This is a genomic window from Bacillus cereus group sp. BfR-BA-01441, from assembly GCF_022663075.1.
Classification (GTDB): Bacteria; Bacillota; Bacilli; order Bacillales; family Bacillaceae_G; genus Bacillus_A; species Bacillus_A cereus.
In genome coordinates this window covers 1-25508 of record NZ_JAKUEU010000005.1, presented here as the reverse complement: position 1 = coordinate 25508, position 25508 = coordinate 1, and the positions used below count along the sequence as shown (strand labels likewise).

Here is a 25508-nt window from a genome sequence, read left to right as displayed (position 1 = left end):
TATTATTTTAGTTTTTTTATAATCTTTGCAGGATTCCCGCCAACTACTACATTATTAGGCACATCTTTCGTTACGACAGCACCAGATGCGATCACCGCATTGTCTCCAATTGTTACACCTGGATTAATAATTGCTCTTCCGCCAATCCATACGTTATCGCCAATTGTAACTGGTTTTCCGTATTCTGATCCGCTTATACGCTCTACCGGATCAAGCGGGTGCGTTGCTGTATAAATGTGAACACCTGGAGCTAACATACAGTTCACTCCGATTGTTACCGGGCATACGTCTAAAATCGTACAGTCAAAGTTCGCGTAAAAATTTTCACCGACATGAATGTTATAGCCGTAATCACATCTAAAAGAAGATTCAAGATGAATATTATCTCCTGTCGTTCCGAATAATTCTTTTACGATTTCGCTACGCTCTTTCAATTGCTCTTCTGGCGTATCATTTAATTTTCTCGTTAATATACGTGCTTGCTCTCTTTCTTGTACTAAAACTGGATCAGCCGGTATGTACATTTCTCCTAGTATCATCTTTTCCTTTTCTGTTTTCATCATACTATCCCCTTTAACTTATATATATGAGTTCATGATATCATAAAAAAGAAAGGCCTGAACATTTTTCGTTCAGACCTTTCTCTCTTAATCTTCCATCGTTGATAAGTCACCTGTTGGTAAATTCAGCTCCCACGCTTTTAATACGCGGCGCATAATTTTACCACTTCTCGTTTTCGGTAATTTATCTCTAAATTCAATTTGTCGTGGCGCTGCATGAGCTGCTAGGCCTTTCTTTACAAATTGACGAATTTCTTCTTTTAATTCATCAGATGGTTCGTATCCTGCTCGAAGTGCGATAAATGCTTTAATAATTTCGCCGCGCACCGGATCAGGAATACCAATTACACCAGCTTCTGCAACAGCAGCATGCTCGATTAATTTACTTTCTACTTCAAACGGACCAACGCGCTCACCTGACGTCATAATTACATCGTCAATACGTCCTTGGAACCAGAAGTATCCATCTTCATCCATATAAGCAGAGTCACCTGATACGTACCAATCTCCCGGCATGAAATAAGATTCATATTTTTGCTGGTTATTCCAGATCCCGCGCATCATAGATGGCCAACCTTTCGCAATTGCTAAGTTACCCATTGTGTAAGGAGGCACTTCATTTCCTTCATTATCAACAATCGCTGCTTTCACACCTGGAATTGGTTTCCCCATTGAACCTGGACGGATTTCCATACAAGGGTAGTTACAAATTACTTGTCCACCTGTTTCTGTCATCCACCACGTATCATGAATACGAAGTCCAAATGCATTCATACCCCAGCGAATTACTTCTGGATTTAACGGCTCACCAACGCTTAATACGTGACGAACTTGTGATAAGTCATATTTTTTAATTACGTCTTGTCCAGCTCCCATTAACATACGGAATGCTGTTGGTGCGCTGTACCAAACCGTCACACCATAATCTTGCAGTGCTTCATACCAAGCTTCTGGACTAAAGCGTCCACCTAAAATAACGTTTGACGCTCCAACTAACCACGGTGCGAAAATACCGTAAGCTGTTCCAGTTACCCAGCCCGGGTCAGCAGTACACCAATATACATCGTCTTCTTTTAAATCTAATACCCACTTCGCCGTTTGATAGTGCTGAACCATTGCGTTTTGCGCATGAAGCACACCTTTTGGCTTACCAGTAGAACCAGACGTGTAATGTAGAATCAAACCGTCTTCACGGCCTAACCATTCAATATGTAATTCTTTTGAAGCTTGTTCAAATAACGGATTGAACGCTACCGTTTTACCGCCTTCTTCTACATTATCTCCAACAAGGAAAACTGTTTTTAAAGCCGGTAAATCATTTAATGGTACGCGCTCTAATAATTCAGGCGTTGTAATTAACACCTTTGCTTCGCTATCTTCTAAGCGATCGCGAACTGCGCCTTCCATAAATGCTTCAAATAGCGGTCCAACAATTGCTCCTAATTTCACTGCACCTAAAAGTGCGAAATATAACTCTGGAGAACGTGGCATAAAAATAAAAACGCGATCGCCTTTTTCTACATCGCCATAATTCTTAAGGACGTTTCCTGCTTTATTAGAAAAATCCTTCATTTCCTTAAATGTATATTTCTCTTTTCGCGATCCATCTTGATAATAAAGAGCTACTTTATTCTTTCGATCGGATTTCGCATGCTTATCAATTGCCTCATACGCCATATTTACTCGGCCTGTTTCATTCCAAGTAAAGTTTTTATTAACCTCTTCCCAGTTAAAATTCGCGTATGCCTCATCATAATTCGGCAAATTATTTTCTCCTTTAATGACAGGAAGCGTTTCTACTTTCATACTTTACATCCCCCTCCTATGTATTCTATTATCTATTATAATGACATTATTTAAAATTTTCAGTATATTTGTTGATTTTTAGACAAATTTTTAATGACAAATTTCGATTCACATCGCATATATTATAAAGTACGATATTAATAGATTCACAAACCCTCAAGGTGGTGAGCAATACATTGATTCATAAAAAAATATATAATGCTAGAAACTTAAAAACAGCGAAAGGCACTTTAATTATTGAAGGTCCTGTCTCTACACATAACTTAGAAATGTATGAGTTTCATCCAGACTTAATTGCGTTTCGTCCTGCCGAGCAACAATATAAAGCAATTGTCGAAATTTCTAAATTACCAGAAGCTCGTCTCATTATTGCTAGACATGACCAAACAATTGTTGGATATGTTACATACTTGTATCCTGATCCACTTGAACGATGGTCAGAAGGAAAAATGGAAAACTTAATTGAGCTTGGGGCAATTGAAGTAGTCCCAGCCTTCCGTGGGAGTTCTGTCGGAAAGAACTTACTAGAGGTTTCTATGATGGACGATTATATGGAAGATTACATTATATTGACGACTGAATATTATTGGCACTGGGATTTGAAACAAACAGGATTGAATGTGTGGGAATACCGAAAAGTAATGGAGAAGATGATGAATGCTGGCGGGTTACAATGGATGGCTACAGACGATCCTGAAATTTGTTCACATCCTGCCAACTGTTTAATGGTCCGCATCGGTAAACGCGTTGATACGGATTCTATTCAAGCTTTTGATCGTCTACGTTTTCACAATCGTTTTATGTATTAATAAAGGGGGCAACTGGAATGATTGTAGAAGAAATTATGAATCAAAATGTAGTTACATTACATCCAAACGATACAATCGAAACAGCAATCCGAACGATACGCACGAAAGGCATTCGGCACATTCCAATTGTCGATCAAAATAATCACGTCGTAGGCATTATTTCTGATCGGGATGTAAGAGATGCAAGTCCGTCTATTCTAGATGAACAAGTTTCACTCGATATGCTACAGCAACCGCTCGAACTTATTATGAAACATCCTGTTATGACTTGCCATCCTCTCGATTTTGTTGAGGAAATTGCTACTTTATTTTTTGAAAATAAAATTGGCTGTCTTCCTGTTACAAAGGCCGGGAAGTTAGTTGGAATCATTTCTGAATCTACAGTATTACACACGTTAGTAAAATTAACAGGAGCACATCAACCAAGTTCGCAAATTGAAATTCAAGTAAAAAACGAACCTGGTATTCTTGGAAAAGTCGTTGCTATTTTTAGTGATTTACAAATAAATATCGTGAGCGTTCTCGTCTATCCAGCAAAAGATGAGAATGATAAAGTACTCGTTTTCCGCATTCAAACGATGAATCCTCTAAAAGTGATTGATGCACTTGAAGCAGAAGGCTACCGCGTATTATGGCCAAACATCATGGGGATGCAGGCATGAGTAGCGCGTTTATTTATTCGGATGACTTCCGGGGCTATTCATTTAGCCCTGATCATCCTTTTAACCAACTGCGCGTCACACTTACGTATGATTTATTACAAAAGGGCGGTTTCATCTCTCCCTCTCAAATCATCTCACCACGGACGGCTACAGATGAAGAAATCGCCTACGTTCATACAGAGGAGTACATAAATGCGGTAAAACGTGCTGGAGAAGGAAAGTTAGAAAAATCAATTGCAATGACATATGGACTCGGAACAGAAGATACACCGATGTTCCCAAATATGCACGAAGCAAGCGCATTGCTCGTTGGTGGTACATTAACAGCTGTCGATGCTGTTCTTTCTGGGAAAGTAAAGCACGCTCTCAATTTAGGTGGCGGCTTACATCACGGCTTTCGCGGCAAAGCATCTGGCTTTTGTATTTATAACGACAGTTCTATCGCAATGAAATATATTCAAAAGAAATACGGTTTACGCGTCTTATATATTGATACAGATGCTCATCACGGTGATGGCGTACAGTGGTCGTTTTATGATGACCCTAACGTATGCACCATTTCACTGCATGAAACTGGTCGCTATTTATTCCCTGGAACTGGCGCTGTAAACGAACGTGGACAAGGTAATGGTTATAGTTATTCTTTTAACGTTCCACTCGATGCTTTTACAGAAGATGAATCGTTCTTAGAATCATATCGAACTGTTGTAAAAGAAGTTGCAGCGTACTTTAAACCGGATATTATTTTAACGCAAAATGGTGCTGACGCACATTATTATGACCCACTTACGCATCTTTGTGCGACAATGAATATTTACCGCGAAATACCGAAGCTCGCTCGTGAAATTGCTAATGAATATTGCGACGGTCGCTGGATCGCTGTCGGTGGCGGTGGCTATGATCACTGGCGCGTCGTTCCAAGAGCTTGGGCACTCATTTGGCTCGAAATGAACAACATCCAAAACATCTCAGGTTATCTCCCTCCAGAATGGATTGAAGCTTGGAAAGGACAAGCAGAAACAGAACTTCCCCTCACATGGGAAGATCCAGACAACATGTATAAACCTATCCCCCGTAAACCAGAAATTGAAGAAAAAAACGCATTAACTGTAGCGAAATCCCTTGAAATTATTCGGAATAATATGACAAAATCTTTGTACTAAACGAAAAGGAGGCTCGTTTTTGAATAGCCTCCTTTTATTTATTGTCGGTTTCTGTCGGTAAGTCGATATATTTTAATAATCGCTGATATATTTCGAAATGCGCCGATATATTTTCATTTCATAACAGCCTGGCCCAACTTTTATGAGAAAAGGTAGTGATATTATGTGGAAACGACAAATGATCCACACGAAACGTGGTACATTTGAACTCTTTACAAAAGGAGATGGCGAATCGCTTTGTATTACACATCACTATTCACAATTTAATGAAACTGGTGATTACTTTGCGGATGTTTTTACTGCTACGCATCGTGTATTTCTCATTAATTTACGAGACGCTGGTAACTCGTTAAAAGCCAATTCAGAAAAAGAATTAAGCATGATTGAAACAATCCACGACTTGGAAGCCATACGAGAAGCATTACAACTTCCAACATGGCATTTCGCTGGCCATTCAACAGGTGGTATGCTTGGACTTTTATATGCAATTACATATCCACATTCCTTACAATCATTAGTCGTAGCAGGAGCTGCAGCAAGTAACTATACCGAAACACCATTCTGCATTTATCACCCAGCACATCCACAGTTTCATTATATGCAAAAACTCATCGAAAACTTAAAAAGCCCTCACCTTACAAATGAAGAACGGAAAGAACTATCTACTAAGAGAACAAAATTATCATTGTATAAACCAGAAAACTACAACTCTTATTTTTGTAAACCAATCAATAAAACAATGTCCATTAGCCGGATGAATGCTTTCGCCAATGAATATCCTTCATTTGATTTAAGAGAGAATTTACCTTCCATCCAAACAAAGACACTTATTATATGCGGAAGATATGATGTACAGTGCCCAATTCAATATTCTATCGAGATACATGATGGGATACGTAATTCTATCTTCATTCCATTCGAAAACAGCAACCATTATCCTTTTTTAGAAGAAGCTGCTCAGTTTACTTCTACTACTCAAACATTTTATAAATCGTTATTACCATTATTATTAAGAAAAACTAAACACTGACAAAAAGCTCATAGCCTCTATACGACTATGAGCTTTTTTCAAATGAAATATTTCACACTAAAAACAACTAAAAAAACAAAAGAAATAACAACTAAACCCACATCAAGTAATACCGACTTTTTATCTCTATCTTTTAAACTTACCTTAGAGCTAGAAATGCTTTTAATTACCCAAAAGACCGCAAAAAAGAACCAACCGAAATGATCATTCGTAGAATCTTCATCATAAAACATTTGTATTGCACCAATAATCAATAAGATAAGTACGATATTAGTTCCAATCTTTAAAGTCTTATTTGATTTATTATCTTTTAATATATCCCCCAACATATAGCTCACTCCTCATGCTCTCCTCTGTTTTGTTTCTCTTTACATTTTAACATAAATTACCTATTCCTTCCTTTTCATTCGAATAACATACAAAAAACCTGCCAATTACTCGGCAGGTTCCCTACACATTAAAACGATAGCCAGCTCCCCATACTGTTTCAATATATTGCGGGTGAGCAGGATCTCTTTCAATTTTTTCACGTAGTTTTCTAATGTGAACAACAACAGTAGCTAAATCACCAGCTGAGTCTAGTCCCCAAATGCGTTCAAATAACTGTTCTTTATTTAATACTTGGTTTGGATGTGTTACAAAGAATGTTAATAAATCAAATTCCTTCGTTGTAAATGCCACTTCTTCATTGTTTATAAAAACTTTTCTCGCTCGTTGATCGATAGAAATTCCGTGAATATATAACGTATCACGTTGCTTACTTACATTTCCTAATAATCTTTCATAACGGGCAATATGCGCTTTTACTCTTGCGACTAATTCACTCGGACTAAACGGTTTCGTTATATAATCATCCGCTCCTAATCCGAGTCCGCGAATTTTATCTATATCTTCTTTTTTTGCTGAAACAAGTAGAATCGGAATATCTTTTACAGCACGTATTTGTTTACAAATTTCGAATCCGTTCATTTTCGGAAGCATAATATCTAAAATAATTAAATCATAGTCTTCTTGCAAGGCTGTTTGTAAACCTATTTCTCCTGAATGCTCTACATCAACTTGGAAATCATTAATTTCTAAATAATCTCGCTGTAATTCTGCAATACTTACTTCATCTTCTATTAGTAAAATTCTTTTCAATTTACTCACCACATTCCTCTACTTTTTCCAATGAGAAGAAAATGCTTGTGCCTTTACCAAGCTCGCTTTCCGCCCAAATTTTCCCGCCATGTTCTTCAACAATTTGCTTCGCTATTGCTAAACCAAGTCCACTTCCACCTGTGCTAGAATTCCGCGATTGTTCTGCACGATAAAAACGTTCAAAGATATAAGGTAGCGTATCAGATTCTATACCTGATCCATTGTCCATCACTTTCACAATAACTTTATTATTATTACTCGATACTGTTACAGTAATTTTCTTCTCTTCTTTATCCATGTATTTCACACTATTATGAATTAAATTTGATATAACTCTATTTATCTTTTCGCAATCAGCCGTTACATATAGTGGTGATGCATGTAATTGCAAGTTAACTTCTATACCTTCTTTACTTAAATCCATTTGCATCTCTTCGATTAACTCTTGCATAAACATATTTAATTCAACCGTTTCAAACTGAAAGGGAACTCGATTCAAATCGAGCTTCGAAAACAAAAAGAGTTCATCAATGAGTGTGTCCATATGTTTTGCCTTCGTATGGATAGTTGTTAAATACTTATCCATTTTTTCTGGCGTATTTGCTACTCCGTCCTTTATTCCTTCTACATATCCGATAATTGATGTAATCGGTGTTTTTAAATCATGAGAGATGTTTGAAATAAGCTCTTTTCGATTTTCTTCATACTGCGTTTGCCTCTCTATCGATTCTTTTAATCTCTTCCTCATTTCCTCAAATCCTTGATTTAATTGCCCTATTTCATCGTGTGATGTAACTGGTATTTGAAAATCTAAATTTCCTTCTTTAATTTTCTCCGTTGCGCCTTTCAATACAAAAATTGGTTTTATTACACTTCTTGAAACGAGGTAACTTAATAATCCAATAAGCAAGATGGCTAACAGTAAAAGTGATACGAACAAAATCGGAAATAATTTTTGTGTAAGATCTACAAATGAACTTTGCCTTTTTAATACAAATATACTTCCCTCTTCTTCCTGAGGAAAATAAAAATCAAACTTTACATATCGATAAAATGTATCGCCTAGTTCCGTTGTACCACGACTATTAATATTTGCTGATTCAAATTTCGGAAGGGCTTCTTTTAAAGATACACTTTCAAATACGTTTGAAGCATATGAAAGTGTTTCTCCTTTTCTTACTACTATTTTCACACCCTCTTTTTCTATTGCTGAGACAAACGACTCATCTAACAATTGAGATTGATGCTGTTTAGCTGCTGACTTCAACTCAAGATAGGCATTCTCTTCTTCTGGTGTAAGCGGCTTTTGAATATAAGAACTTTTATAGAAATTTTTCACTGCTTCCAAGTCACCTGTTATCGAAAAAACGATTAAAAATCCCGCGACTAATATAAGCGTAATGGAAACGAGGATAACAGCAATATAAGAAAATAAAAACCTTGTTTTAATAGACATATCTTAAATCCTCACTTTATCAAACCTTATTATTTATAAGCATAAAAATATATGTTCAATTACTCAAGCGATTTTATAGTAATTTTAGCGCCAGTTTATAAAAATTTAATGTTCCTATTTTACAGTTGAAATTAGGAGGTTGAAATTCCATGTTCAAAAAAACATTCAGTATGATATGTTGCGTAATTTTTTTACAAGGATGCTCGCAAGAACAAGAAGTAAAAAAGGAGATGACAAACATGGAGACTGCACTACTAGCAGCTACTGAAAAAAATGAAACGAATACTGTTATATCTTTACTAAAACAAGGCGCAAATATAAATGCGACGGATAGTCAAGGACGCACTCCGCTTATGATTGCTACATACAAAAATGATGTAAAAACCGCAAAAGCGCTTATCGAAGCTGGTGCTGACGTAAATATCCAAGATGACATGAAAAACAATCCCTTTCTATACGCCGGTGCGGAAGGTTACTTAGACATTTTAAAGCTTACGATTGATGCTGGTGCAGATCCTACGATTACAAATCGTTACGGCGGAACAGCTCTTATCCCAGCCTCAGAACATGGCTATATTGACGTTATAAAAGAACTCCTCACTCGAACAAATATTGATGTAAATCATGTAAATAACCTGGGATGGACAGCTTTAATGGAAGCCATCGTACTAAGTAACGGAAACGAAACACAGCAACAAGTCATTCGCCTTCTTATTGAGCACGGTGCAGATGTAAATATTCCAGACAATGATGGTGTTACCCCGCTAGAGCATGCTCGCGCTCATCACTTTGAGGAGATAGAGAAGATTTTGTTAGAAGGCCGTAAGTAAAAAGCTAATTTTTGCCTTCCTCCCCCACCCTATGCTACATTTAAGCCGGTACATTACTATTAATAGGGGGGGGAATAAACATGAACAAACCTAAAATTGGGATGATTGGACTTGGAAGTATTGCGCAAAAGGCCTATCTTCCAACACTTACAAAAGAAACTGATTGGAATTTTGTAGGGGCGTTTACACCTAACGCAGAGAAAAGAAAACAAGTTTGCCAGCAATACCGAATTCAAGACTTTCATTCTATTGAAATGTTAGCTTCGGAATGCGATGCAATCTTCGTTCATAGTTCAACTGCATCGCATTATGAAATCGTTTCTGAACTTCTAAAAAAAGGGATCGACGTTTATGTTGATAAACCGCTAGCAGCTACAGTGGAACAAGCTGAGCAACTAGTCGAGTTAAGCGAGAAGTATAACCGAAAATTAATGGTCGGATTTAATCGCAGATTCGTTCCTATGTATGTCGCTGCCAAAGAACAGGCTAATGATATTTCATGGATTCGAATTGAAAAGCATCGTACAAATAAAGTCGGGCCATATACGTACGACTTCACTATGTTAGATGATTATTTACACATTGTAGATACCGCTCGCTGGTTAGCTAATGATGACCTTAACGCCGTTCACAATATGATGCAAATCAATGAAAAGAATGAACTTCTTTACGGACATCATACATATACAACTCCAAGTGGACTGTTACTTTCTACTGCAATGCATCGCCATGCCGGTACAAATTTAGAACAAATTGAACTTGTAACGCCAGGGAAAATCATTCGCGTAAAAAATATGAATACATTTGAAATTGAACAGGAAAACTCAGTTTCACAAAGTGGTTCCCCATCATGGGATACGACGTTAAAACAACGTGGTTTTGAAGATGCTGTTCATCATTTTATTGAGTGTGTACAAGGCGATACAAAGCCTGTTGTAGATGGATTAGAAGGATTAAAAACGCAGCAAATGCTACAATCTTTACTAGATGATGTAAACAAAAATTAAAACGGATACATTTTTCAGAATTCACTTTCATTCCCATTCCCTCTTTATTTCTCTCGTAAATTTCTATAGAATATGTTGATAGGAATTATAAATTTCATAATGAATCGTGGAAAGGATGGGATTAACACATGTGGAACGAGTTTAAAAAATTCGCTTTCAAAGGGAATGTCGTTGATTTAGCTGTCGGGGTTGTAATCGGTGCTGCATTCGGTAAAATCGTTAGTTCTTTAGTAAAAGATATCATCACACCATTACTTGGTATGGTATTAGGTGGCGTTGACTTTACAAGTTTACACTTTGGATACGGTAAATCTGCTGTTATGTATGGTAACTTCATCCAAACAATTTTTGACTTCTTAATTATCGCAGCTTCTATCTTTATGTTTGTTAAAGTTTTCAACAAACTAACATCTAAAAAAGAAGAAGAAAAAGAGGAAGAAATTCCAGAACCAACAAAAGAAGAAGTTCTTCTTGGCGAAATTCGCGACTTACTAAAACAGCAAAACTCTTCTAAGGATAGAGCATAATTGAACGGATAAAAAGGCATGTCCCCTTGGGACATGCCTTTTCTATATGCTATAACGTTTCCGAATTCATATGAATAAATAAAATAATACCAGCAACCATAAGTACCATAATGCTACCTGCAAATAGTGTAATACCAATAAACATTAAACTTGTGCTCATATCTACTGATACACTTTCAATAAAAATAGAAATTACATACGTGATAAGGGCAATTCCTGCAAGAATACTTCCTGGAACAAATCGCTTTAAACCATTTTGTTTTAACGTCATATATGCAAAAATAGCAGTCATACAAAGCGTAATTATCCAAAGAACGATCATCTCTTTTCCCCCCTCACAAGCCTTTTCTTTCTATTATACATGACATTGCCCTATAATAGTTAAATTTGCACTTATGTGACATATAACAAGGAATAGCCCCATCTATAGTGAAGGCATTATAACATACACTTATACAATAAGGAGGCTTTCATTTGGAATATACTACTACATATAAATTAGAGCTATCCGAACGATTCGATTATGTTACGATTGACTTAGACAAACAGTTTTTTTACATCGAAGTTGTAAATTTACAAAGTAATATAACTGTACTAAAAATATCAATTAACTTGCAAAAAGACGAAACGATGGTAGAGGGAAATATAATTCATTATGATACTTTTCACGTAGATGCATTATTACAAGGATTGAAATATGTTGCTCGAACATGTATTGATCACAATTTAAAAAACCAAGAGGAACTGTTTGCATTTTTAGAAGAAAATTAGCTCCAACAAAAAAAATGGTTATTTTTTCTTTTTATTGATATAATTGTTATATAGAAATATTCTTTATAAGGGAGTGTTCATAATGATTTGGATTTCACTAATCGTATTAGCTTATTTCATCATTCTCGTCCCAATACAGTACAACTACATTAAAATGCTCAAAGAAAAACAGAAAAAAATGAGTGTCTCACAAAACGAACTATATGACAACATGTCTTATGAAGAATCCCAAGTACATTACCATTATCAAAGTAACGTATTTACAATACCTGCTTCGCTTGTCGCAAGTATTATTTATAAAGTGAACCATGTAGCATAATATGTACGCTGTAAAATTATTGTTTGAGTCTGTTCATTCTAGTGAGCCTGATTCTACGAAAATTGATGAGTATTATGAAGAGAATCACGATACACTTTTTGAAGAAAGTATTATTCTTGTTAAAGCAAACAGTTTGGAAGAAGCTCATGCACTAGGCGAACAAATCGCTATACAATCTGAGCATACGTACGATAATAAGTACGGCCAGCAAATAACATGGACGTTTCGAAAACTATTGCATGTGTTTGAATTAGACGATACCCCATTTGAAACCGGAAAAGAATTGTATGCAAGATTTTTACACGTTAAGAAAGACGAAATGGTAAATGCAGTCGTACAAAAATACTATCCTGAATACGAATAAAAGCTCACAGCAATCGCTGTGAGCTTTTTTATACTTACTTCGTTGAATCTCTAAATTGGATACGGTGAGGTAAGATAACAGTGTGATCTTCCACTTTTTCTTTGTTCATATACTTTGTTAATAGACGCATTGCTACTGCACCGATATCATACATCGGTTGAACAACTGTTGAAAGCTGCGGACGAACCATTAATGCAAGGCGTGTATTATCGAAACCAAGTACTTCAACGTCAGTTGGTACGTTTAATCCAGCGTCTTGTGCTGCATGGATTACACCTAGTGCCATTTCATCAGAAGATACGAATATTGCTGTTGGCTTTTCATCATTGCTCCAAAGCTTTTCGAATGCTTCGATACCTGAGTCATATGTGTAATCTCCATCGATTACAAGATTTTCATCATATGAAATACCTGCTTCTTCTAAAGCTTTTTTATAACCTTGTAACTTCTTCGCGCTTCCCGCTTTATCAATGAAAGGACCAGAGACGAAACCGATACGTTTATGTCCTTGCTCGATAAAGTGCTTCATTGCATCATAAGCTGCTTGTGTATAATCAATATTTACTGATGGCGTTTCATTTTGCTCATCAAATGATGCTGCTAATACAATTGGTACTGGAGATTTTTTAAATTCTTCAATGTGAATGTCTGTAATATCTTCACCCATGAAAACAATTCCGTCCACTTGTTTTCCAAGCATCGTATTTAATAAATGGAACTCTTTCTCTTTGTTTTGGTCAGAGTTACTTAAAATGATGTTATATTTGTACATTGTTGCGATATCTTCAATTCCACGAGCTAGTTCTGCATAAAACGTATTTGAGATATCAGGAATAATAACACCTACTGTAGTTGTCTTCTTACTTGCTAGTCCACGTGCTACCGCATTTGGGCGGTATCCTAAACGATCAATTGCTTCTAATACTTTCTTTCTTGTTGTAGGCTTTACATTTGGGTTACCGTTCACAACGCGTGATACGGTAGCCATTGAAACGTTCGCTTCACGCGCTACATCATATATTGTTACGTTCATCTCATCGCACACTCCTTCTATTTTTGTTATCTATTTTTATGTATCGGTTACTTGAATGAAAAAAAGACATCAACTCTATTTGCAGATGCCACCAATCGTCCCGAGTTCTTCCTTTTACTAATGATACGATAAAAACGCAGGCTCATACAATATTTTCCCGCAAAAGTTTCGAAAAAATTCGCTTCTTTTCTCGTATTTTCGTATTTTTTATGAAAAAAGGGCATTTTTTGTAAAAAAATAGATGTTTCCTTAGTAGAAATCTTATTTTAAGCAGTACGATAGTAAATGAAATTTATATCGGCGATTTTTCGAATATATCGACTGTAACTCGAAATATATCAGCGATTTTCCAAATATATCGACCGCAACTCTAATTATATCAGCGATTTTTTAAATATATCAACTTACCAACAAAAATCGACAATGACAGTCGCTATACAATAGGAGAAAGCTGTTCCAAAATGCCTTTTTGGAACAGCTCATTAAAAGTTTTTATAATTTACTTCCAAATGATTTTAATTCATTCATAAAATCATTGAACTGCGGTATATTCATTTGTTGCGCTGCATCAGATAAAGCTACAGCTGGATCTGGATGTACTTCAGCCATAATTGCGTCTGCACCAATTGCCATCGCTGCTTTTGCAGTTGGTAAGAGAAGGTCACGTCGCCCTGTAGAATGCGTTACATCGACAACGACAGGTAAATGTGTTTCTTTCTTTAAAATCGGCACAGCGGAAATATCAAGCGTATTACGCGTCGCTCTTTCATACGTGCGAATACCTCGTTCACATAAAATAATGTTCCCATTTCCCTTTGCCATAATATATTCTGCCGCATTAATGAATTCTTCAATCGTTGCTGATAGACCACGTTTTAATAATACTGGTTTATTCACAGCACCAGCTGCCCTTAGCAAATCAAAGTTTTGCATATTGCGAGCGCCAATTTGAATAACATCAACGTAATCTAATGACATCTCAATATCATTCGGATTTAAAATTTCACTAATAACAGCCAAATCATATTCATCTGCTACCTGGCGCAAAATTTGTAATCCCTCTAATCCAAGACCTTGAAAATCATACGGTGAAGTACGTGGTTTAAACGCACCACCACGCATTAATTTCAGACCTTGCCCTTTCATTGCTTCAGCAACTTGACGTACTTGTTCATAACTTTCCACTGCACACGGTCCCATAATAAAATGCTGATTTCCGTCACCAATTTTTTCACCATTAATTTCAACAATCGTATCTTCTGTTTTTTTCTTACGAGAAACAAGTAATGCTTTACGATGATCGTCTTCTTGTAATTCTAAACCAGCTTGAAAAATTTGTTTGAAAATATGTTGTAAAGTCGAAGTTTCAAATGGACCATTATTATTCTCTGCAATTAAATCCAGCATATTTCTTTCACGTACAGGATCAAAACGTTTCACACCTTGTACTTCTTTTAAATTACCAACTTCTTGTACGAGACGACCTCTTTCGTTTAGTAACTCTAATATTTGTAAATTAAGTTGATCAATTTCAGAACGTAAACGACCTAATTGTTGTGATGCCATAAGAAAGCCACCTCTTTCAAATTCCTATATGTTACTTTTTTAAGATAATTTATTATAGCTGATACATATACGATTGTCACACGATATACAGCAAGGAATTACTATCAAAAAACATTATATATTTTCATTTAAAATAAAAAAAAGACAGTTTACATACTGTCTTTTTTTACAAGAAGGAAACAAACGGTTTATCACTGTTTTTCTCTTTTATAATAACGGCCTCAATTTTACTCTCGGACTTGATCTGTAATTGTACTTTCGCATCTTTAGGCAATTTGTCTAACATGCCTTGAGCAGCCAATTGGGTAAGAGCCATTAATTCTGTTTTACCGTTATATTTAATAACAATATTCATATTTAATGTATCCATTTGATCTTTCTTATAAGAAACTTTAGCGTTGACTGGAATAAAATCTCCATTAGAAAAACCTTTTATTTCCTTAGCAAAGTTATTTATTTTTGTATTATCTTCTCCATGTGCTTGTGTAAATTCATCAGAAGGATATGAATACGACTTTTCATCGATCGTACTCCAATTTCCAAGGTTCGTATCATTCTTTTGAACAGTAGCACTAGCAATATACGTACCATTTTTTAAAGAACTTGTACTTTCTTGCTTAAAGATAGCAAACGTAATTGGAGATTTGTTATATTTATCATTTTTGTTAATAGCTTCAATAAGTTGTTTAGCAACTTCAGTCCCTTTAGACATAGCCTCTTCATTCGATACACTTGAAGACATAGCTAAGCCAATCATAACACCAGATAAACTTAATTCATTTGAATTCTGTTTTCCGAAATAATCTTGTTCTATAATATTTGTCAAAACTGGCGCTTCTACTTTCGCAACTAGTTCATCAATTAGTTTCTCTGGAATATACTGGTTTAATTGCAGTACGTGACTCTCTGTATCAAATTGCTGCGTTGCAATATTTATTAAACCATTTTCATACTCTGCTAAATCTAATTTAGAATTTGTTTTTATATTAGCTGTATTAATAACCTTTTGTTCTTTTAAAGGAATAACAGTTCTATAATAATCTTTAGAAACAGCAGTTCTCGGAATCATACTTTTTTCTTTTGTATCTTTTTGTATAACTTCATCCTTCTTACTAATCGTATTACTATTGTTACTACAAGCTCCCAGTAATAAACTTACGACTGCGAAGGATAATGCCATTTTCTTCATTACTTAAAACCTACTTTCAACAATCTAGTTATTTAGTTTGAACTATTAATAGTGTACCACTAAATATATTTCAACAAAAACAAAAAAAAAGAAGCAAGCACCTTTAGCTTGCTTCTTTTTACTTTATATTCTCTTCTAAAGCATCTTTTTTAATATTCCAATGAGATGTATTCCATACTACCATCCCATCTTTTATGTATAACACTTGTGGTGATTCATGTCTAATACTGTATTGTTCTGCAACACGATTTGACACATCTCTCGCATCTTGTACGTATAAGTAATACGCTGGTACTTCTCTTTCTTCGCTGCAATACGCTTGAAATTCTGTGTATGCACCGTGACTAATTGGGCATGTCGTACTGTGTTTAAAAAGAACATACGGCTCGTTCTTTTCTACTAAGACTTCAAGCTCTTCAATTGTTTCAAGTTTTGTCATATTCATCACGATTCACCTCTCATACGAAATCTAGAGCGTTTCTCTTTCTTTTCAGCTTTTTTCTCAATTCTTTCTAATTTACGCTCTTCTTTTTCAACCTTCTTCTCTTGTCTCGACGTACGGTAATGATTGTATACTTCAATCGCCGCACTGCTCCACTGTACAACTTGCGCTACTTTATCAGCGTTATTTTCAATTTCGTCCGTTACAGAGTCTGATACATTACGAAGCTTCGTATTTAAAGATTGGATTGTCGTTCCAATCCCATCTACACCCGCTACCACTTTATTTAATGACTGTGACTTCTGTTGAATATCATCAGCTAACGCATTCGTTTTATGTAATAATTGCTCTGTCTCTACGCTAATTCCTTGCATTTGTTTTTCTAAACCTTCTAACGTGCTTGCAACGTTTTCTAACGTCTTCTGAACCGATAACAACGTTCTACATACATACACTACTAATACTGCGAAAGCAACCGCGATAATAGCCGCACTTACATATAAAAGAACTTGCATTTCATCACTTCCTTTATCTTTTTCATACTTTCCCCTATTATACAATCATTTTCCGTTTCATTCTAATCCCTATCTCATCATTAGAATTTTCATACTTATTCGTTAACTGTAACATAAATCATTCAACAAATTCCACTAAGTAGGTTACAATAGGAGAGGATACATAATTAGTAGGGAGGCTTTACATATGAAAGATCCACGTATTGAAAAGTTAGCATACAATTTAATTAACTACTCTATCCGCTTACAAAAAGGTGAAAAAGTATTAATTGAAAACTTTGGCTTACAAAAAGAACTTGTAACTGCACTTGTAAAAGAAGCATATGCAGCTGGTGGTTTCCCATTCGTCTCTTTAAAAGATCATCAAGTAGATCGCTCTTTATTAATGGGTGCTACTGAAGAACATTTCGAACAAATCGCTGCATATGAAGCAAGCGTAATGAAAGACATGGACGCTTATATCGGCCTTCGCTCTGGCGATAATATTAATGAACAAGCTGACGTTCCAAGTGAGCGTATGAAAGTTCATGGCCAAACAGTTGGTAAAAAAGTTCATAGAGACATTCGCGTTCCAAAAACACGCTGGGTTGTTCTTCGCTACCCAAATGCTTCTATGGCACAGCTTGCTAAAATGAGTACAGAAGCTTTCGAAGACTTCTACTTTGAAGTATGTAACTTAGACTACGGTAAAATGGATAAGGCGATGGACAGCCTTGTTACATTAATGAATAAAACAGATAAAGTTCGTTTAACTGGTCCTGGAACTGACTTAACATTCTCTATTAAAGACATTCCAGCAATTAAATGCTCCGGTCATTTAAACATTCCAGACGGTGAAGTATACTCTGCACCAGTTCGTGATTCTGTTAACGGTACAGTTTCTTACAACACACCATCTCCTTACAACGGTTATACATTTGAAAATGTACAACTTAAGTTCGAGAACGGCCAAATCGTTGAAGCAACTGCAAACGATTCAGAACGCATTAACAAAATCTTCGATACAGACGAAGGCGCACGCTACGTTGGTGAGTTCGCAATCGGCGTAAACCCATACATCTTACATCCAATGGGAGACATCCTATTCGATGAAAAAATCGATGGCAGCTTCCACTTCACTCCTGGACAAGCTTACGACGATGCATGGAACGGTAACAACTCGAACATCCATTGGGACTTAGTATGTATCCAACGCCCTGAATACGGCGGCGGCGAAATTTACTTTGATGACGTACTAATCCGTAAAGACGGGCGCTTCGTTGTACCTGAATTAGAAGCTTTAAACCCAGAGAACTTAAAATAATGAAAAACGCTCGGAATTATGTTAACGGGTTCGGTTTTGAGGTACAAAATCAGAAAAAGCAATGCAAAAAACAACTGATTTAGCTTGAATTTTGTACCTAAACTAATACATTTAATAGCATAGAAAAAAGCATCAATTTCAGATGCTTTTTTCTGTTTTCAAGACAACATAACAAGATGTCTTTTTAATCCTCTATACGTTTGTTTTTATCAGGTTCTTGAGAATAACAGTCGTCATTTTGTTCAAAACCTTCTGGTTCCCAATTCTCCTCTGGGTAGCCATTCTTTTCAAAAATATCTCTTAAATACCGTATAGCTTCTGCCCATTTCACGAACTCTTTATATTCGAAAGGAGGTTGTCCTTCATCATTCCATACTGCCCAATTTTTATTAGGTAATTGGGTTGCAAACCATTCTGCATCGGGAGGGATAATGAATATGTGAAAGGAATTGTCCATTAACTCATTCCAAGTAGAATATCCAAGACTTTGGCTAAACTTTTCCAAATCGCTAAAAAATAGTTTTTTTATTATTTTTTTCATTGTGTTCATCTCAATCCCCCTTCTTTTTGAAAGAAATGATTTTCTTAAATAGATAATATCATTTAACTCATATTTTTTTCTACTTATACGAAGCCTCTGAGCAGGTGTAGCAACAATATCGGAATCTATTTTAGCATGATTTCCAAACATATGATATTGGCTATTGTCAATACGTTAATTACCAATAAACCTTATTAAATCAACAAAAACAAAAGGTTCAAATCATATACGATTTGAACCTAAAATTATTACGCTATTTAAGTTATTGTACTCCTAATCCGAACCCGTTAGAATTATATCCGAGCGTTTTTTTATTATCCTCACTCTATATCGAGCTACTGTTCTTACTTTTTGTTTGCTGAAAATGAAAATAATATAAAAGTGCCACTGCGATAGTACCTATTAATATTGGTACATATAAAGGCAGGTTCCATTTCATATTTATCCTAGTGCAGATAGCAAACACCAGCATAATTTCCAAGCAAAAAAAAGGTTTTATATATTTCATTTCTTCCCTACCATTTCTATTTTCACATGTGGATTTTCTTTCTCTATAAGCGCCAAGAATTCATCCATATTTTGCGGCATCGCAACCATATGTACTTTATATGCATTCGTCGTAATTTCAAGAGACTTTCCGACCTGACGTATAATTCTCACATCTTTTAATACAATATCATCATTTAAAATACCGTACTTTAATACGCCATTTTCTACTTTATGTTTTTTAATAAATACTTCCCAAACGAGTGGTACATTTACAATGAAGCATAAACCCATCCCAATCAACGCTGACATCCAATGCGCTTTATTAGTGAAAAGCATGACAATTGGATATATAAACATAAAAACTAACGTAAGGCAAACGAAAATGACTACTGACTTACTTCTTTGAATTGGAAAGTTCATACCTACACCCCCCTAATCCAAATTATACCACTATTTCCATTTTAGTTCATAGAAAAAGGCCATTTCTAAATGACCTTTTACACAATGTACCTATAAAATTTCTTATCTACCTGTAGCACCGGAAAGTTTTTCGGCAACTCGTCTATACTCACACTTTGAAAACCATTCTTTTCATAAAAACGATGTGCCGCTAAAAATTTTACTGTTGTTCCTAAGTAAATATCTTTCAATTTTTTATCCTCAGCCCATGAAATTGCTGTTTGAAGCAACATATGTGATGCGCCCCATTCTTTTCCGCGAAACTCTTTTTGTACGAACATTTTTCTTAGCGCTACTTGATGATTCTCAATATCTAATAAAGCTACTGTTCCAACTACTTTACCATCATAAATTGCTACCCAAAAGTTTCCGTGATCCTTTTGATAGAATGTTTCTATTTCAAGTAAATCAGGTTGCTCTTCTTTCGTAATTGAAACATTATACTCTTTTTGCTGAATATGAACGATAAGATCTACTACTTCCTCTTGAAACGTACTTTCATATGGAACAATACGAATCTTCTCGTTCATCGAATCTCTTTCCATTCTGAAGCTAGTAAACTATATACAGCGATATCATGAAAATGATCATATAGCCATTCTTCATCTCGTAAAATACCATCTAACTTAAATCCTAAACGTTCTGGAATTGCGCGGCTTTTCGCATTTCCAACACCGCACCGAATTTCAATTTTATTCAGCTTTAAATTTTCAAATGCATAGTGAAGTACAGCCTTTACGCTACGCGTCATAATACCTTTCCCGCCAGCATCTTCTGCAAGATAATACCCAAGACTCGTCGCTTTCTTCCCCCAGCTCACTGGATGAATGCCTACCATCCCAACGAGCTTTCCTTTGTAACGTATACCACTTTCAAAACCGTCTCCCTCTGCAAACTTCTTTAACCACATCGGAAAAATTTCATCATAAGCATCAGCAGATTTTGTCCCATCTACCCAAGGGAGCCATTTCCGTAAATGATTACGGTTTTGATCTAATAATTGATATAATTCCTCTTTATGATGTTTTTCTAGTAATTGTAGTTCGATTTCGTCATCTACTCGGAGTGTGAACATGTTTTTTAGTCCCCTTTTTAGTTTTCTTATTATTCTAACATTTATATTTCAAAACGCGTACCAATATATCAACGATTTTTGAAATATATCGAACACAACTCCATATATATCGACGTTTCAACATTAAAGCACAACCACGACAACATAAAAAAGACGCACAGCCAAGCTATGCGTCTTTTCTATTATTTCTCTGCAACTTGAACTTCTTTTACGTAAGCCGCTTCGAATTTTTGGATGTCACCTGCGCCCATGAAAATTAGAACGCCGTTTTTATGTTTCTTTAATACATCCGTTGTTGTATCTGTAATTAATTCTGCACCGTCAATACGCTTTTGCAGATCTTCGATTGTTAATTCACCTTTGTTTTCACGTGCTGATCCGAAAATATCACATAAGTATACTTGGTCAGCTTTGCTTAGGCTTTCTGCGAACTCATCTAAGAACTTTTCTGTACGTGAGAATGTATGTGGCTGGAATACAGCGACAATTTCACGCTCTGGATGTTTTTGACGAGCAGCTTCAATCGTTGCATTAATCTCTGTCGGATGGTGTGCGTAGTCATCGATGATTACTTGCTCTCCCATCGGCTTTTCATTAAAGCGACGTTTTACGCCTTCAAAAGTTGTTAATTGATGTTTTACTGCTTCTACATCAACATTTTCATAATGGCAAAGCGCGATTACTGCTAACGCATTTAATACGCTGTGATTGCCGTATCCTGTAATTTTGAACGTATCATAGTACGTGTTACGAACGAATACATCGAATATCGTGCCATCTGTTCTCTTTTGAATGTTGCGTGCTTGGAAATCATTATCTTCTCCAAATCCATAGAAAATAACAGGTACTTTCGCTTGAATTTTTTGAAGTTCTTCATCATCTCCACATGCAATAATGCCTTTTTTCACTTGCAATGCCATCTCTTGGAATGCACTGAATACATCATTGATGTCTGCAAAATAATCTGGATGATCAAAATCAATATTCGTCATAATTGCATAGTCTGGATTATAAGACAAGAAATGACGACGATACTCACAAGCTTCAAATACAAAATACTTACTATTTTCTACCCCATGCCCTGTTCCATCTCCAATAAGGTAAGATGTTGGGTGTGCACCTTGCATTACATGGGCTAACAAACCTGTTGTTGATGTTTTTCCGTGTGCACCAGTTACAGCAACACTTGTGTATTGGCTCATCAGGTCACCTAAGAAATGATGGTAACGATGGACTGGGATGTTTAATTCTTTTGCTGCTACGATTTCTTCATGCGTATCAGGAAATGCATTTCCTGCAATAATCACTTGTCCTTCTTCTACATTATTCTTATCAAAAGGAAGGATCGAGATACTACGCTTTTCCAACGCTGTTTGTGTAAAGAAACGCTTTTCATAATCAGACCCTTGAACAGTATGCTTCATATCATGAAGAATTTGCGCTAATGAACTCATTCCTGTTCCTTTAATTCCTACAAAATGGTAAACTGTCATCTTAAAGAACCTCCAACATTTCGAACTAATACAACGGCCTATCTATAAGACAGTATATGAATCTTTTCTTATTTTGGTAATCATCATACATTTTTGATGTAGTGAAGTTATTCTTTCCCTTCACTTATCAGGATAAACTCGTACGTACTTCTTTATATGTCCATAATAAGTCCATTATAGCAAAAAAGAAGCCGCTATACTATGATAACAGAAAAACTGATAGGGTCAATCACCTATCAGTTTTTCTCTCTTTTACATCTCTTCTCTTTTTTCTAATTGAACACGCTCTAAACGTGGGTTTGGACGATATTTACGACCAGCTTTTGCTTCTGGTTTCCCATTTAGTTCTACATTATCACCAGTAAAGCCAATATTCATTTTTAATAAGCTACTTCCTACCCCGTATATGTCAACAGGTACGTTTTGAGCTTCAAATTCACGAATACGCTTCTCATCAAATCCACCAGTTACAACGATGTCTACATGCTGGAATCCTTCTTCATCAAGTGCTTTACGAAGTGCGAATACAAGCGATGGGTTTACACCACGTGGATCGAATGTTCCAAGTACTTCTGGGTGGCGAATAAAGTATTGATCAATCATCGTGCGGGACGTATCTACACGCACACCTTTTAATGTTGATCCAAATTCACGTGCTACACGAAGTGCATCTGTAATAACATCATTATTGTAATCAATCAGTACAACTAATTCATCTTCTGGGAATTTCTTATGATATGCTTTTGCCGCTTCCACAACATCACCATTAAACATTTGAATTAATGCGTGAGGCATCGTCCCCATACCACTTTTGCCCCACCATTCATTCATCGCATGCGTCGCTTGTGCGCTCATACCTCCGATGTATGCTGCATAACCGTCACCAGCTTGTTGTGTATAATGATCATCACGGTCTCCCATGAAAATAACTGGTTTTTCTTTATCTACGCTACGCGCAGCTTGGACAACGTTATATACGTTTGTCGCAACCGATGTACGACGAGCTAAAATCCCATCAATGACACCTTCTAAAAATCCGAAATTTTCATAAGGACCATGAATTGTTAACACTGTTTCAAATGGACTAATTTTATCGCCATCTTTTAAAGAGTTAATTTCAAGTTCCTCAGGATTTTTAGCGAATGTTTGTAGCAATGCAATTACTTCATCCGTTCCGCAAAGAACTGCATTTTCCTTTTGGAAAAATTGCATCGTTACAACACTTTTCGGGCGAAATTCTTCGATGATTTCTCTAGTCTTTAAAAAGTAAACGGCAGAGAACCAACCTTCTCCAACACGTTCGTCAAATTTAAATGTTTTATTTGTTAGTCTATTTATTTCACCTTTTAATTTTAATTCAATTTCTTTCATGTCGCTTTACTCCCTACTTTACTATCCAACATTTTCTCTTAGTATACAGCAAAACCGTTTACTATACATTTGTTTCCTGCATAGCGGCAAATTCATCCTCAGAAATAAGGACATCTCTCGGTTTCGTTCCTCTACCTTCAGAAATAATTCCTTGCGATTCCATCTCTTCAATGAGACGTGCCGCGCGATTATAACCGATGCGGAATTTTCGCTGTACAGAAGATGTGGACGCTCCCCCTTGTTCTACAACAAATTGACATGCATCAAGGAACAATTCGTCTTCCGACTCAGCTTGTTCTGTTTTCGCTAATAAATCCTCTTGCTTAAATAAGTAATTCGGCTTCATTTGCTTTTTCACATGATCAACTGTTTTTTCAATCTCATCATCCGATACATATACACCTTGTACACGAACTGGTTTAGATGTACCGTTCCCTAAGAATAACATATCACCACGGCCAAGTAATTTCTCCGCGCCCCCAATATCAATAATCGTACGCGAATCAACTTGAGATGATACAGTAAACGCAATACGCGTTGGAATGTTTGACTTAATTAAACCTGTAATAACATCTACAGATGGACGCTGCGTCGCTACTAATAAATGAATACCACAAGCACGTGCTTTTTGCGCAATACGACAAATCGCTTCCTCAACATCACCAGGTGCTACCATCATTAAATCGGCTAACTCGTCAATGACAATAACGATATAAGGTAATGTCTCTCCTGGAATTTCTCGCTCACTTACAATCGTATTGTAGCGAGTTAAATCACGAGCACCTGCGTGTGCAAACAATTCATAACGGCGTTCCATTTCCTCAACTGCCCATTTTAATGCAGCTGTCGCTGCTTTTACATCCGTAATAACAGGTGCTACAAGATGCGGAACAGAATTGTATGGTGCAAGCTCAACCATCTTCGGATCAATTAACATTAACTTCACTTCATGTGGTTTCGCTTTATATAAAATACTCGTTAAAATCGCGTTAATACACACACTTTTACCTGAACCCGTTGCACCCGCAATAAGTCCGTGCGGCATTTTTCGAATATCCGTTACAATTGGGTCCCCTGAAATATCAAGTCCAAGCGCAACAGTAAGCGGTGATTCACTCTTTGTGAATACAGGACTTCTTAAAATTTCGCGAAGAAATACTGGCTTGCTTTCTTTATTTGGAACTTCAATTCCAATTGCACTCTTCCCTGGAATCGGCGCTTCAATACGAATATCTTTCGCAGCTAAACTTAACTTAATATCATCACTTAAGTTTGTAATTTTATTTACTTTCACACCTGGGTCTGGCTGTACTTCAAAACGAGTTACCGCTGGCCCTTGCGATACATTAATAACATGTGCGCCAACGTGAAAATTATTAAACGTTGTATCTAATAATTCTTTCTGCTCCTCTAACCATTCTGTATTATCTAACGCTGATTGCTGTGGAATCGACAACAGCGCTAATGGTGGAACAGTATATGTCGGTGGTGTATGCAATACATTTCGCATATCGTTCTCTCTTTGATTTACAACATATGCTTTCTCTTGTACTTCCGTACTTGAAATTGGCTTTTGTACTTGCTCTAC

Annotated in this window: 30 protein-coding genes; 11 read left to right on the top strand and 19 right to left on the bottom strand. The window is 36.2% G+C overall.

Features of this window, described 5'->3' with window-relative positions; genetic code table 11:
• Positions 1-2: 2 nt before the first annotated feature.
• Together MR107_RS03720 and acsA are read right to left on the bottom strand one after the other, a co-directional pair.
• Positions 3-563 (bottom strand): maltose acetyltransferase domain-containing protein, encoded by a 561-nt coding sequence (locus tag MR107_RS03720; RefSeq protein WP_002026426.1) that lies wholly within the window; start codon positions 561-563, stop codon positions 3-5.
• An 84-nt stretch (positions 564-647) separates the two neighbouring features.
• Positions 648-2366: an acetate--CoA ligase gene (gene acsA, locus MR107_RS03715; protein WP_242245126.1), complete on the bottom strand. Its 1719-nt coding sequence runs from the start codon at positions 2364-2366 to the stop codon at positions 648-650.
• A 176-nt stretch (positions 2367-2542) separates the two neighbouring features.
• On the opposite strand from acsA, the gene acuA reads away from it, so the two are divergent.
• The 4 genes from acuA to MR107_RS03695 all read left to right on the top strand — a co-directional run bounded on the left by acuA (position 2543) and on the right by MR107_RS03695 (position 6030).
• On the top strand, positions 2543-3175 hold the full coding sequence (gene acuA, locus MR107_RS03710; protein ID WP_000581388.1) for an acetoin utilization protein acetyltransferase AcuA: 633 nt from the start codon (positions 2543-2545) through the stop codon (positions 3173-3175).
• Between the two features lie 17 nt (positions 3176-3192).
• Positions 3193-3837 (top strand): acetoin utilization AcuB family protein, encoded by a 645-nt coding sequence (locus MR107_RS03705; RefSeq protein WP_000634583.1) that lies wholly within the window; start codon positions 3193-3195, stop codon positions 3835-3837.
• The gene (acuC, locus tag MR107_RS03700) at positions 3834-5000 is read left to right on the top strand and encodes an acetoin utilization protein AcuC (protein ID WP_017674370.1); all 1167 of its coding nucleotides are present in this window, start codon (positions 3834-3836) and stop codon (positions 4998-5000) included. Before MR107_RS03705 ends, acuC begins: the two co-directional genes overlap by 4 nt.
• Before the next feature lie 142 nt (positions 5001-5142).
• Positions 5143-6030, top strand: a complete 888-nt coding sequence (locus MR107_RS03695) for an alpha/beta fold hydrolase (protein WP_139245450.1) — start codon at positions 5143-5145, stop codon at positions 6028-6030.
• A 38-nt stretch (positions 6031-6068) separates the two neighbouring features.
• Here the strand turns inward: MR107_RS03695 and MR107_RS03690 are convergent, their stop codons facing one another.
• From MR107_RS03690 to MR107_RS03680, 3 genes are all read right to left on the bottom strand, one after another.
• Positions 6069-6359, bottom strand: coding sequence for a hypothetical protein (locus MR107_RS03690; protein ID WP_061457768.1), 291 nt, complete (start codon positions 6357-6359; stop codon positions 6069-6071).
• Positions 6360-6480: 121 nt separating this feature from the next.
• The gene (locus tag MR107_RS03685) at positions 6481-7170 is read right to left on the bottom strand and encodes a response regulator transcription factor (RefSeq protein ID WP_001986686.1); all 690 of its coding nucleotides are present in this window, start codon (positions 7168-7170) and stop codon (positions 6481-6483) included.
• 1 nt (position 7171) lies between these two features.
• Positions 7172-8626, bottom strand: a complete 1455-nt coding sequence (locus MR107_RS03680; RefSeq protein ID WP_242292062.1) for a sensor histidine kinase — start codon at positions 8624-8626, stop codon at positions 7172-7174.
• 149 nt (positions 8627-8775) lie between these two features.
• Here MR107_RS03680 and MR107_RS03675 point away from each other — a divergent pair, with 149 nt between their 5' ends.
• From MR107_RS03675 to mscL, 3 genes are all read left to right on the top strand, one after another.
• Complete coding sequence (locus MR107_RS03675; RefSeq protein WP_242292061.1) at positions 8776-9456, top strand: ankyrin repeat domain-containing protein; 681 nt, start codon at positions 8776-8778, stop codon at positions 9454-9456.
• Positions 9457-9536: 80 nt separating this feature from the next.
• Positions 9537-10463, top strand: coding sequence for a Gfo/Idh/MocA family protein (locus MR107_RS03670; RefSeq protein WP_001039693.1), 927 nt, complete (start codon positions 9537-9539; stop codon positions 10461-10463).
• Positions 10464-10591: 128 nt separating this feature from the next.
• Positions 10592-10990 (top strand): large conductance mechanosensitive channel protein MscL, encoded by a 399-nt coding sequence (gene mscL, locus MR107_RS03665; protein WP_070180569.1) that lies wholly within the window; start codon positions 10592-10594, stop codon positions 10988-10990.
• A gap of 49 nt (positions 10991-11039) precedes the next feature.
• Here the strand turns inward: mscL and MR107_RS03660 are convergent, their stop codons facing one another.
• Positions 11040-11312, bottom strand: coding sequence for a DUF3917 domain-containing protein (locus MR107_RS03660; RefSeq protein ID WP_000636589.1), 273 nt, complete (start codon positions 11310-11312; stop codon positions 11040-11042).
• Positions 11313-11464: 152 nt separating this feature from the next.
• Here MR107_RS03660 and dhp61 point away from each other — a divergent pair, with 152 nt between their 5' ends.
• The 3 genes from dhp61 to MR107_RS03645 all read left to right on the top strand — a co-directional run bounded on the left by dhp61 (position 11465) and on the right by MR107_RS03645 (position 12444).
• On the top strand, positions 11465-11761 hold the full coding sequence (gene dhp61, locus MR107_RS03655) for a protein Dhp61 (protein WP_242292060.1): 297 nt from the start codon (positions 11465-11467) through the stop codon (positions 11759-11761).
• An 82-nt stretch (positions 11762-11843) separates the two neighbouring features.
• Positions 11844-12080 carry a DUF3949 domain-containing protein gene (locus tag MR107_RS03650; protein ID WP_242292059.1) on the top strand — a complete coding sequence of 79 codons (237 nt, stop codon included), beginning with the start codon at positions 11844-11846 and terminating at the stop codon, positions 12078-12080.
• Between the two features lies 1 nt (position 12081).
• Complete coding sequence (locus tag MR107_RS03645) at positions 12082-12444, top strand: DUF4288 domain-containing protein (RefSeq protein WP_002164415.1); 363 nt, start codon at positions 12082-12084, stop codon at positions 12442-12444.
• Positions 12445-12478: 34 nt separating this feature from the next.
• On the opposite strand, the gene ccpA is transcribed toward MR107_RS03645, so the two are convergent.
• From ccpA to MR107_RS03620, 5 genes are all read right to left on the bottom strand, one after another.
• A complete protein-coding gene (gene ccpA, locus MR107_RS03640) occupies positions 12479-13477 on the bottom strand; it encodes a catabolite control protein A (protein ID WP_001103297.1) in 999 nt (332 codons plus the stop codon).
• 492 nt (positions 13478-13969) lie between these two features.
• A complete protein-coding gene (locus MR107_RS03635) occupies positions 13970-15043 on the bottom strand; it encodes a bifunctional 3-deoxy-7-phosphoheptulonate synthase/chorismate mutase (protein WP_000168209.1) in 1074 nt (357 codons plus the stop codon).
• A 166-nt stretch (positions 15044-15209) separates the two neighbouring features.
• Positions 15210-16232: a CamS family sex pheromone protein gene (locus MR107_RS03630; protein WP_000738025.1), complete on the bottom strand. Its 1023-nt coding sequence runs from the start codon at positions 16230-16232 to the stop codon at positions 15210-15212.
• A gap of 118 nt (positions 16233-16350) precedes the next feature.
• Positions 16351-16677: a bacillithiol system redox-active protein YtxJ gene (gene ytxJ, locus MR107_RS03625; RefSeq protein WP_001057469.1), complete on the bottom strand. Its 327-nt coding sequence runs from the start codon at positions 16675-16677 to the stop codon at positions 16351-16353.
• A complete protein-coding gene (locus MR107_RS03620) occupies positions 16677-17189 on the bottom strand; it encodes a DUF948 domain-containing protein (protein WP_242292058.1) in 513 nt (170 codons plus the stop codon). Before MR107_RS03620 ends, ytxJ begins: the two co-directional genes overlap by 1 nt.
• Before the next feature lie 187 nt (positions 17190-17376).
• Between MR107_RS03620 and MR107_RS03615 the strand changes: the two genes are divergently transcribed.
• On the top strand, positions 17377-18492 hold the full coding sequence (locus tag MR107_RS03615; protein WP_000654729.1) for an aminopeptidase: 1116 nt from the start codon (positions 17377-17379) through the stop codon (positions 18490-18492).
• Between the two features lie 184 nt (positions 18493-18676).
• Here the strand turns inward: MR107_RS03615 and MR107_RS03610 are convergent, their stop codons facing one another.
• From MR107_RS03610 to MR107_RS03580, 8 genes are all read right to left on the bottom strand, one after another.
• Positions 18677-19042, bottom strand: coding sequence for a hypothetical protein (locus MR107_RS03610; RefSeq protein ID WP_061457772.1), 366 nt, complete (start codon positions 19040-19042; stop codon positions 18677-18679).
• 316 nt (positions 19043-19358) lie between these two features.
• Positions 19359-19541: a hypothetical protein gene (locus MR107_RS31655; protein WP_088344510.1), complete on the bottom strand. Its 183-nt coding sequence runs from the start codon at positions 19539-19541 to the stop codon at positions 19359-19361.
• A complete protein-coding gene (locus MR107_RS03605) occupies positions 19538-19942 on the bottom strand; it encodes a PH domain-containing protein (RefSeq protein WP_001010643.1) in 405 nt (134 codons plus the stop codon). The genes MR107_RS31655 and MR107_RS03605 overlap by 4 nt, the downstream gene beginning before the upstream one ends.
• Before the next feature lie 77 nt (positions 19943-20019).
• Positions 20020-20511 (bottom strand): GNAT family N-acetyltransferase, encoded by a 492-nt coding sequence (locus MR107_RS03600; protein WP_001003163.1) that lies wholly within the window; start codon positions 20509-20511, stop codon positions 20020-20022.
• Positions 20508-21056 carry a GNAT family N-acetyltransferase gene (locus MR107_RS03595; protein WP_000494681.1) on the bottom strand — a complete coding sequence of 183 codons (549 nt, stop codon included), beginning with the start codon at positions 21054-21056 and terminating at the stop codon, positions 20508-20510. The genes MR107_RS03600 and MR107_RS03595 overlap by 4 nt, the downstream gene beginning before the upstream one ends.
• Before the next feature lie 182 nt (positions 21057-21238).
• Positions 21239-22549 carry a UDP-N-acetylmuramate--L-alanine ligase gene (gene murC / locus MR107_RS03590; RefSeq protein WP_000219468.1) on the bottom strand — a complete coding sequence of 437 codons (1311 nt, stop codon included), beginning with the start codon at positions 22547-22549 and terminating at the stop codon, positions 21239-21241.
• Positions 22550-22801: 252 nt separating this feature from the next.
• A complete protein-coding gene (locus tag MR107_RS03585; protein WP_000658370.1) occupies positions 22802-23920 on the bottom strand; it encodes a nicotinate phosphoribosyltransferase in 1119 nt (372 codons plus the stop codon).
• Between the two features lie 61 nt (positions 23921-23981).
• Positions 23982-25508 (bottom strand): DNA translocase FtsK (locus tag MR107_RS03580; protein WP_242292057.1); only part of this gene is annotated, 1527 nt, incomplete at its 5' end.

What these genes read in the sequence shown, in the direction of transcription:
- MR107_RS03720 (WP_002026426.1), bottom strand. Translation starts at nt 563, where the DNA reads ATGATGAAAACAGAAAAGGAAAAGATGATACTAGGAGAAATGTACATA.
- acsA (WP_242245126.1), bottom strand. Translation starts at nt 2,366, where the DNA reads ATGAAAGTAGAAACGCTTCCTGTCATTAAAGGAGAAAATAATTTGCCG.
- MR107_RS03705 (WP_000634583.1), top strand. Translation starts at nt 3,193, where the DNA reads ATGATTGTAGAAGAAATTATGAATCAAAATGTAGTTACATTACATCCA.
- acuC (WP_017674370.1), top strand. Translation starts at nt 3,834, where the DNA reads ATGAGTAGCGCGTTTATTTATTCGGATGACTTCCGGGGCTATTCATTT.
- MR107_RS03695 (WP_139245450.1), top strand. Translation starts at nt 5,143, where the DNA reads ATGAGAAAAGGTAGTGATATTATGTGGAAACGACAAATGATCCACACG.
- MR107_RS03690 (WP_061457768.1), bottom strand. Translation starts at nt 6,359, where the DNA reads ATGTTGGGGGATATATTAAAAGATAATAAATCAAATAAGACTTTAAAG.
- MR107_RS03680 (WP_242292062.1), bottom strand. Translation starts at nt 8,626, where the DNA reads ATGTCTATTAAAACAAGGTTTTTATTTTCTTATATTGCTGTTATCCTC.
- MR107_RS03675 (WP_242292061.1), top strand. Translation starts at nt 8,776, where the DNA reads ATGTTCAAAAAAACATTCAGTATGATATGTTGCGTAATTTTTTTACAA.
- MR107_RS03670 (WP_001039693.1), top strand. Translation starts at nt 9,537, where the DNA reads ATGAACAAACCTAAAATTGGGATGATTGGACTTGGAAGTATTGCGCAA.
- mscL (WP_070180569.1), top strand. Translation starts at nt 10,592, where the DNA reads ATGTGGAACGAGTTTAAAAAATTCGCTTTCAAAGGGAATGTCGTTGAT.
- MR107_RS03660 (WP_000636589.1), bottom strand. Translation starts at nt 11,312, where the DNA reads ATGATCGTTCTTTGGATAATTACGCTTTGTATGACTGCTATTTTTGCA.
- MR107_RS03650 (WP_242292059.1), top strand. Translation starts at nt 11,844, where the DNA reads ATGATTTGGATTTCACTAATCGTATTAGCTTATTTCATCATTCTCGTC.
- MR107_RS03645 (WP_002164415.1), top strand. Translation starts at nt 12,082, where the DNA reads ATGTACGCTGTAAAATTATTGTTTGAGTCTGTTCATTCTAGTGAGCCT.
- ccpA (WP_001103297.1), bottom strand. Translation starts at nt 13,477, where the DNA reads ATGAACGTAACAATATATGATGTAGCGCGTGAAGCGAACGTTTCAATG.
- MR107_RS03635 (WP_000168209.1), bottom strand. Translation starts at nt 15,043, where the DNA reads ATGGCATCACAACAATTAGGTCGTTTACGTTCTGAAATTGATCAACTT.
- MR107_RS03630 (WP_000738025.1), bottom strand. Translation starts at nt 16,232, where the DNA reads ATGAAGAAAATGGCATTATCCTTCGCAGTCGTAAGTTTATTACTGGGA.
- ytxJ (WP_001057469.1), bottom strand. Translation starts at nt 16,677, where the DNA reads ATGAATATGACAAAACTTGAAACAATTGAAGAGCTTGAAGTCTTAGTA.
- MR107_RS03620 (WP_242292058.1), bottom strand. Translation starts at nt 17,189, where the DNA reads ATGCAAGTTCTTTTATATGTAAGTGCGGCTATTATCGCGGTTGCTTTC.
- MR107_RS03615 (WP_000654729.1), top strand. Translation starts at nt 17,377, where the DNA reads ATGAAAGATCCACGTATTGAAAAGTTAGCATACAATTTAATTAACTAC.
- MR107_RS03610 (WP_061457772.1), bottom strand. Translation starts at nt 19,042, where the DNA reads ATGAACACAATGAAAAAAATAATAAAAAAACTATTTTTTAGCGATTTG.
- MR107_RS31655 (WP_088344510.1), bottom strand. Translation starts at nt 19,541, where the DNA reads ATGAAATATATAAAACCTTTTTTTTGCTTGGAAATTATGCTGGTGTTT.
- MR107_RS03605 (WP_001010643.1), bottom strand. Translation starts at nt 19,942, where the DNA reads ATGAACTTTCCAATTCAAAGAAGTAAGTCAGTAGTCATTTTCGTTTGC.
- MR107_RS03600 (WP_001003163.1), bottom strand. Translation starts at nt 20,511, where the DNA reads ATGAACGAGAAGATTCGTATTGTTCCATATGAAAGTACGTTTCAAGAG.
- MR107_RS03595 (WP_000494681.1), bottom strand. Translation starts at nt 21,056, where the DNA reads ATGTTCACACTCCGAGTAGATGACGAAATCGAACTACAATTACTAGAA.
- murC (WP_000219468.1), bottom strand. Translation starts at nt 22,549, where the DNA reads ATGACAGTTTACCATTTTGTAGGAATTAAAGGAACAGGAATGAGTTCA.
- MR107_RS03585 (WP_000658370.1), bottom strand. Translation starts at nt 23,920, where the DNA reads ATGAAAGAAATTGAATTAAAATTAAAAGGTGAAATAAATAGACTAACA.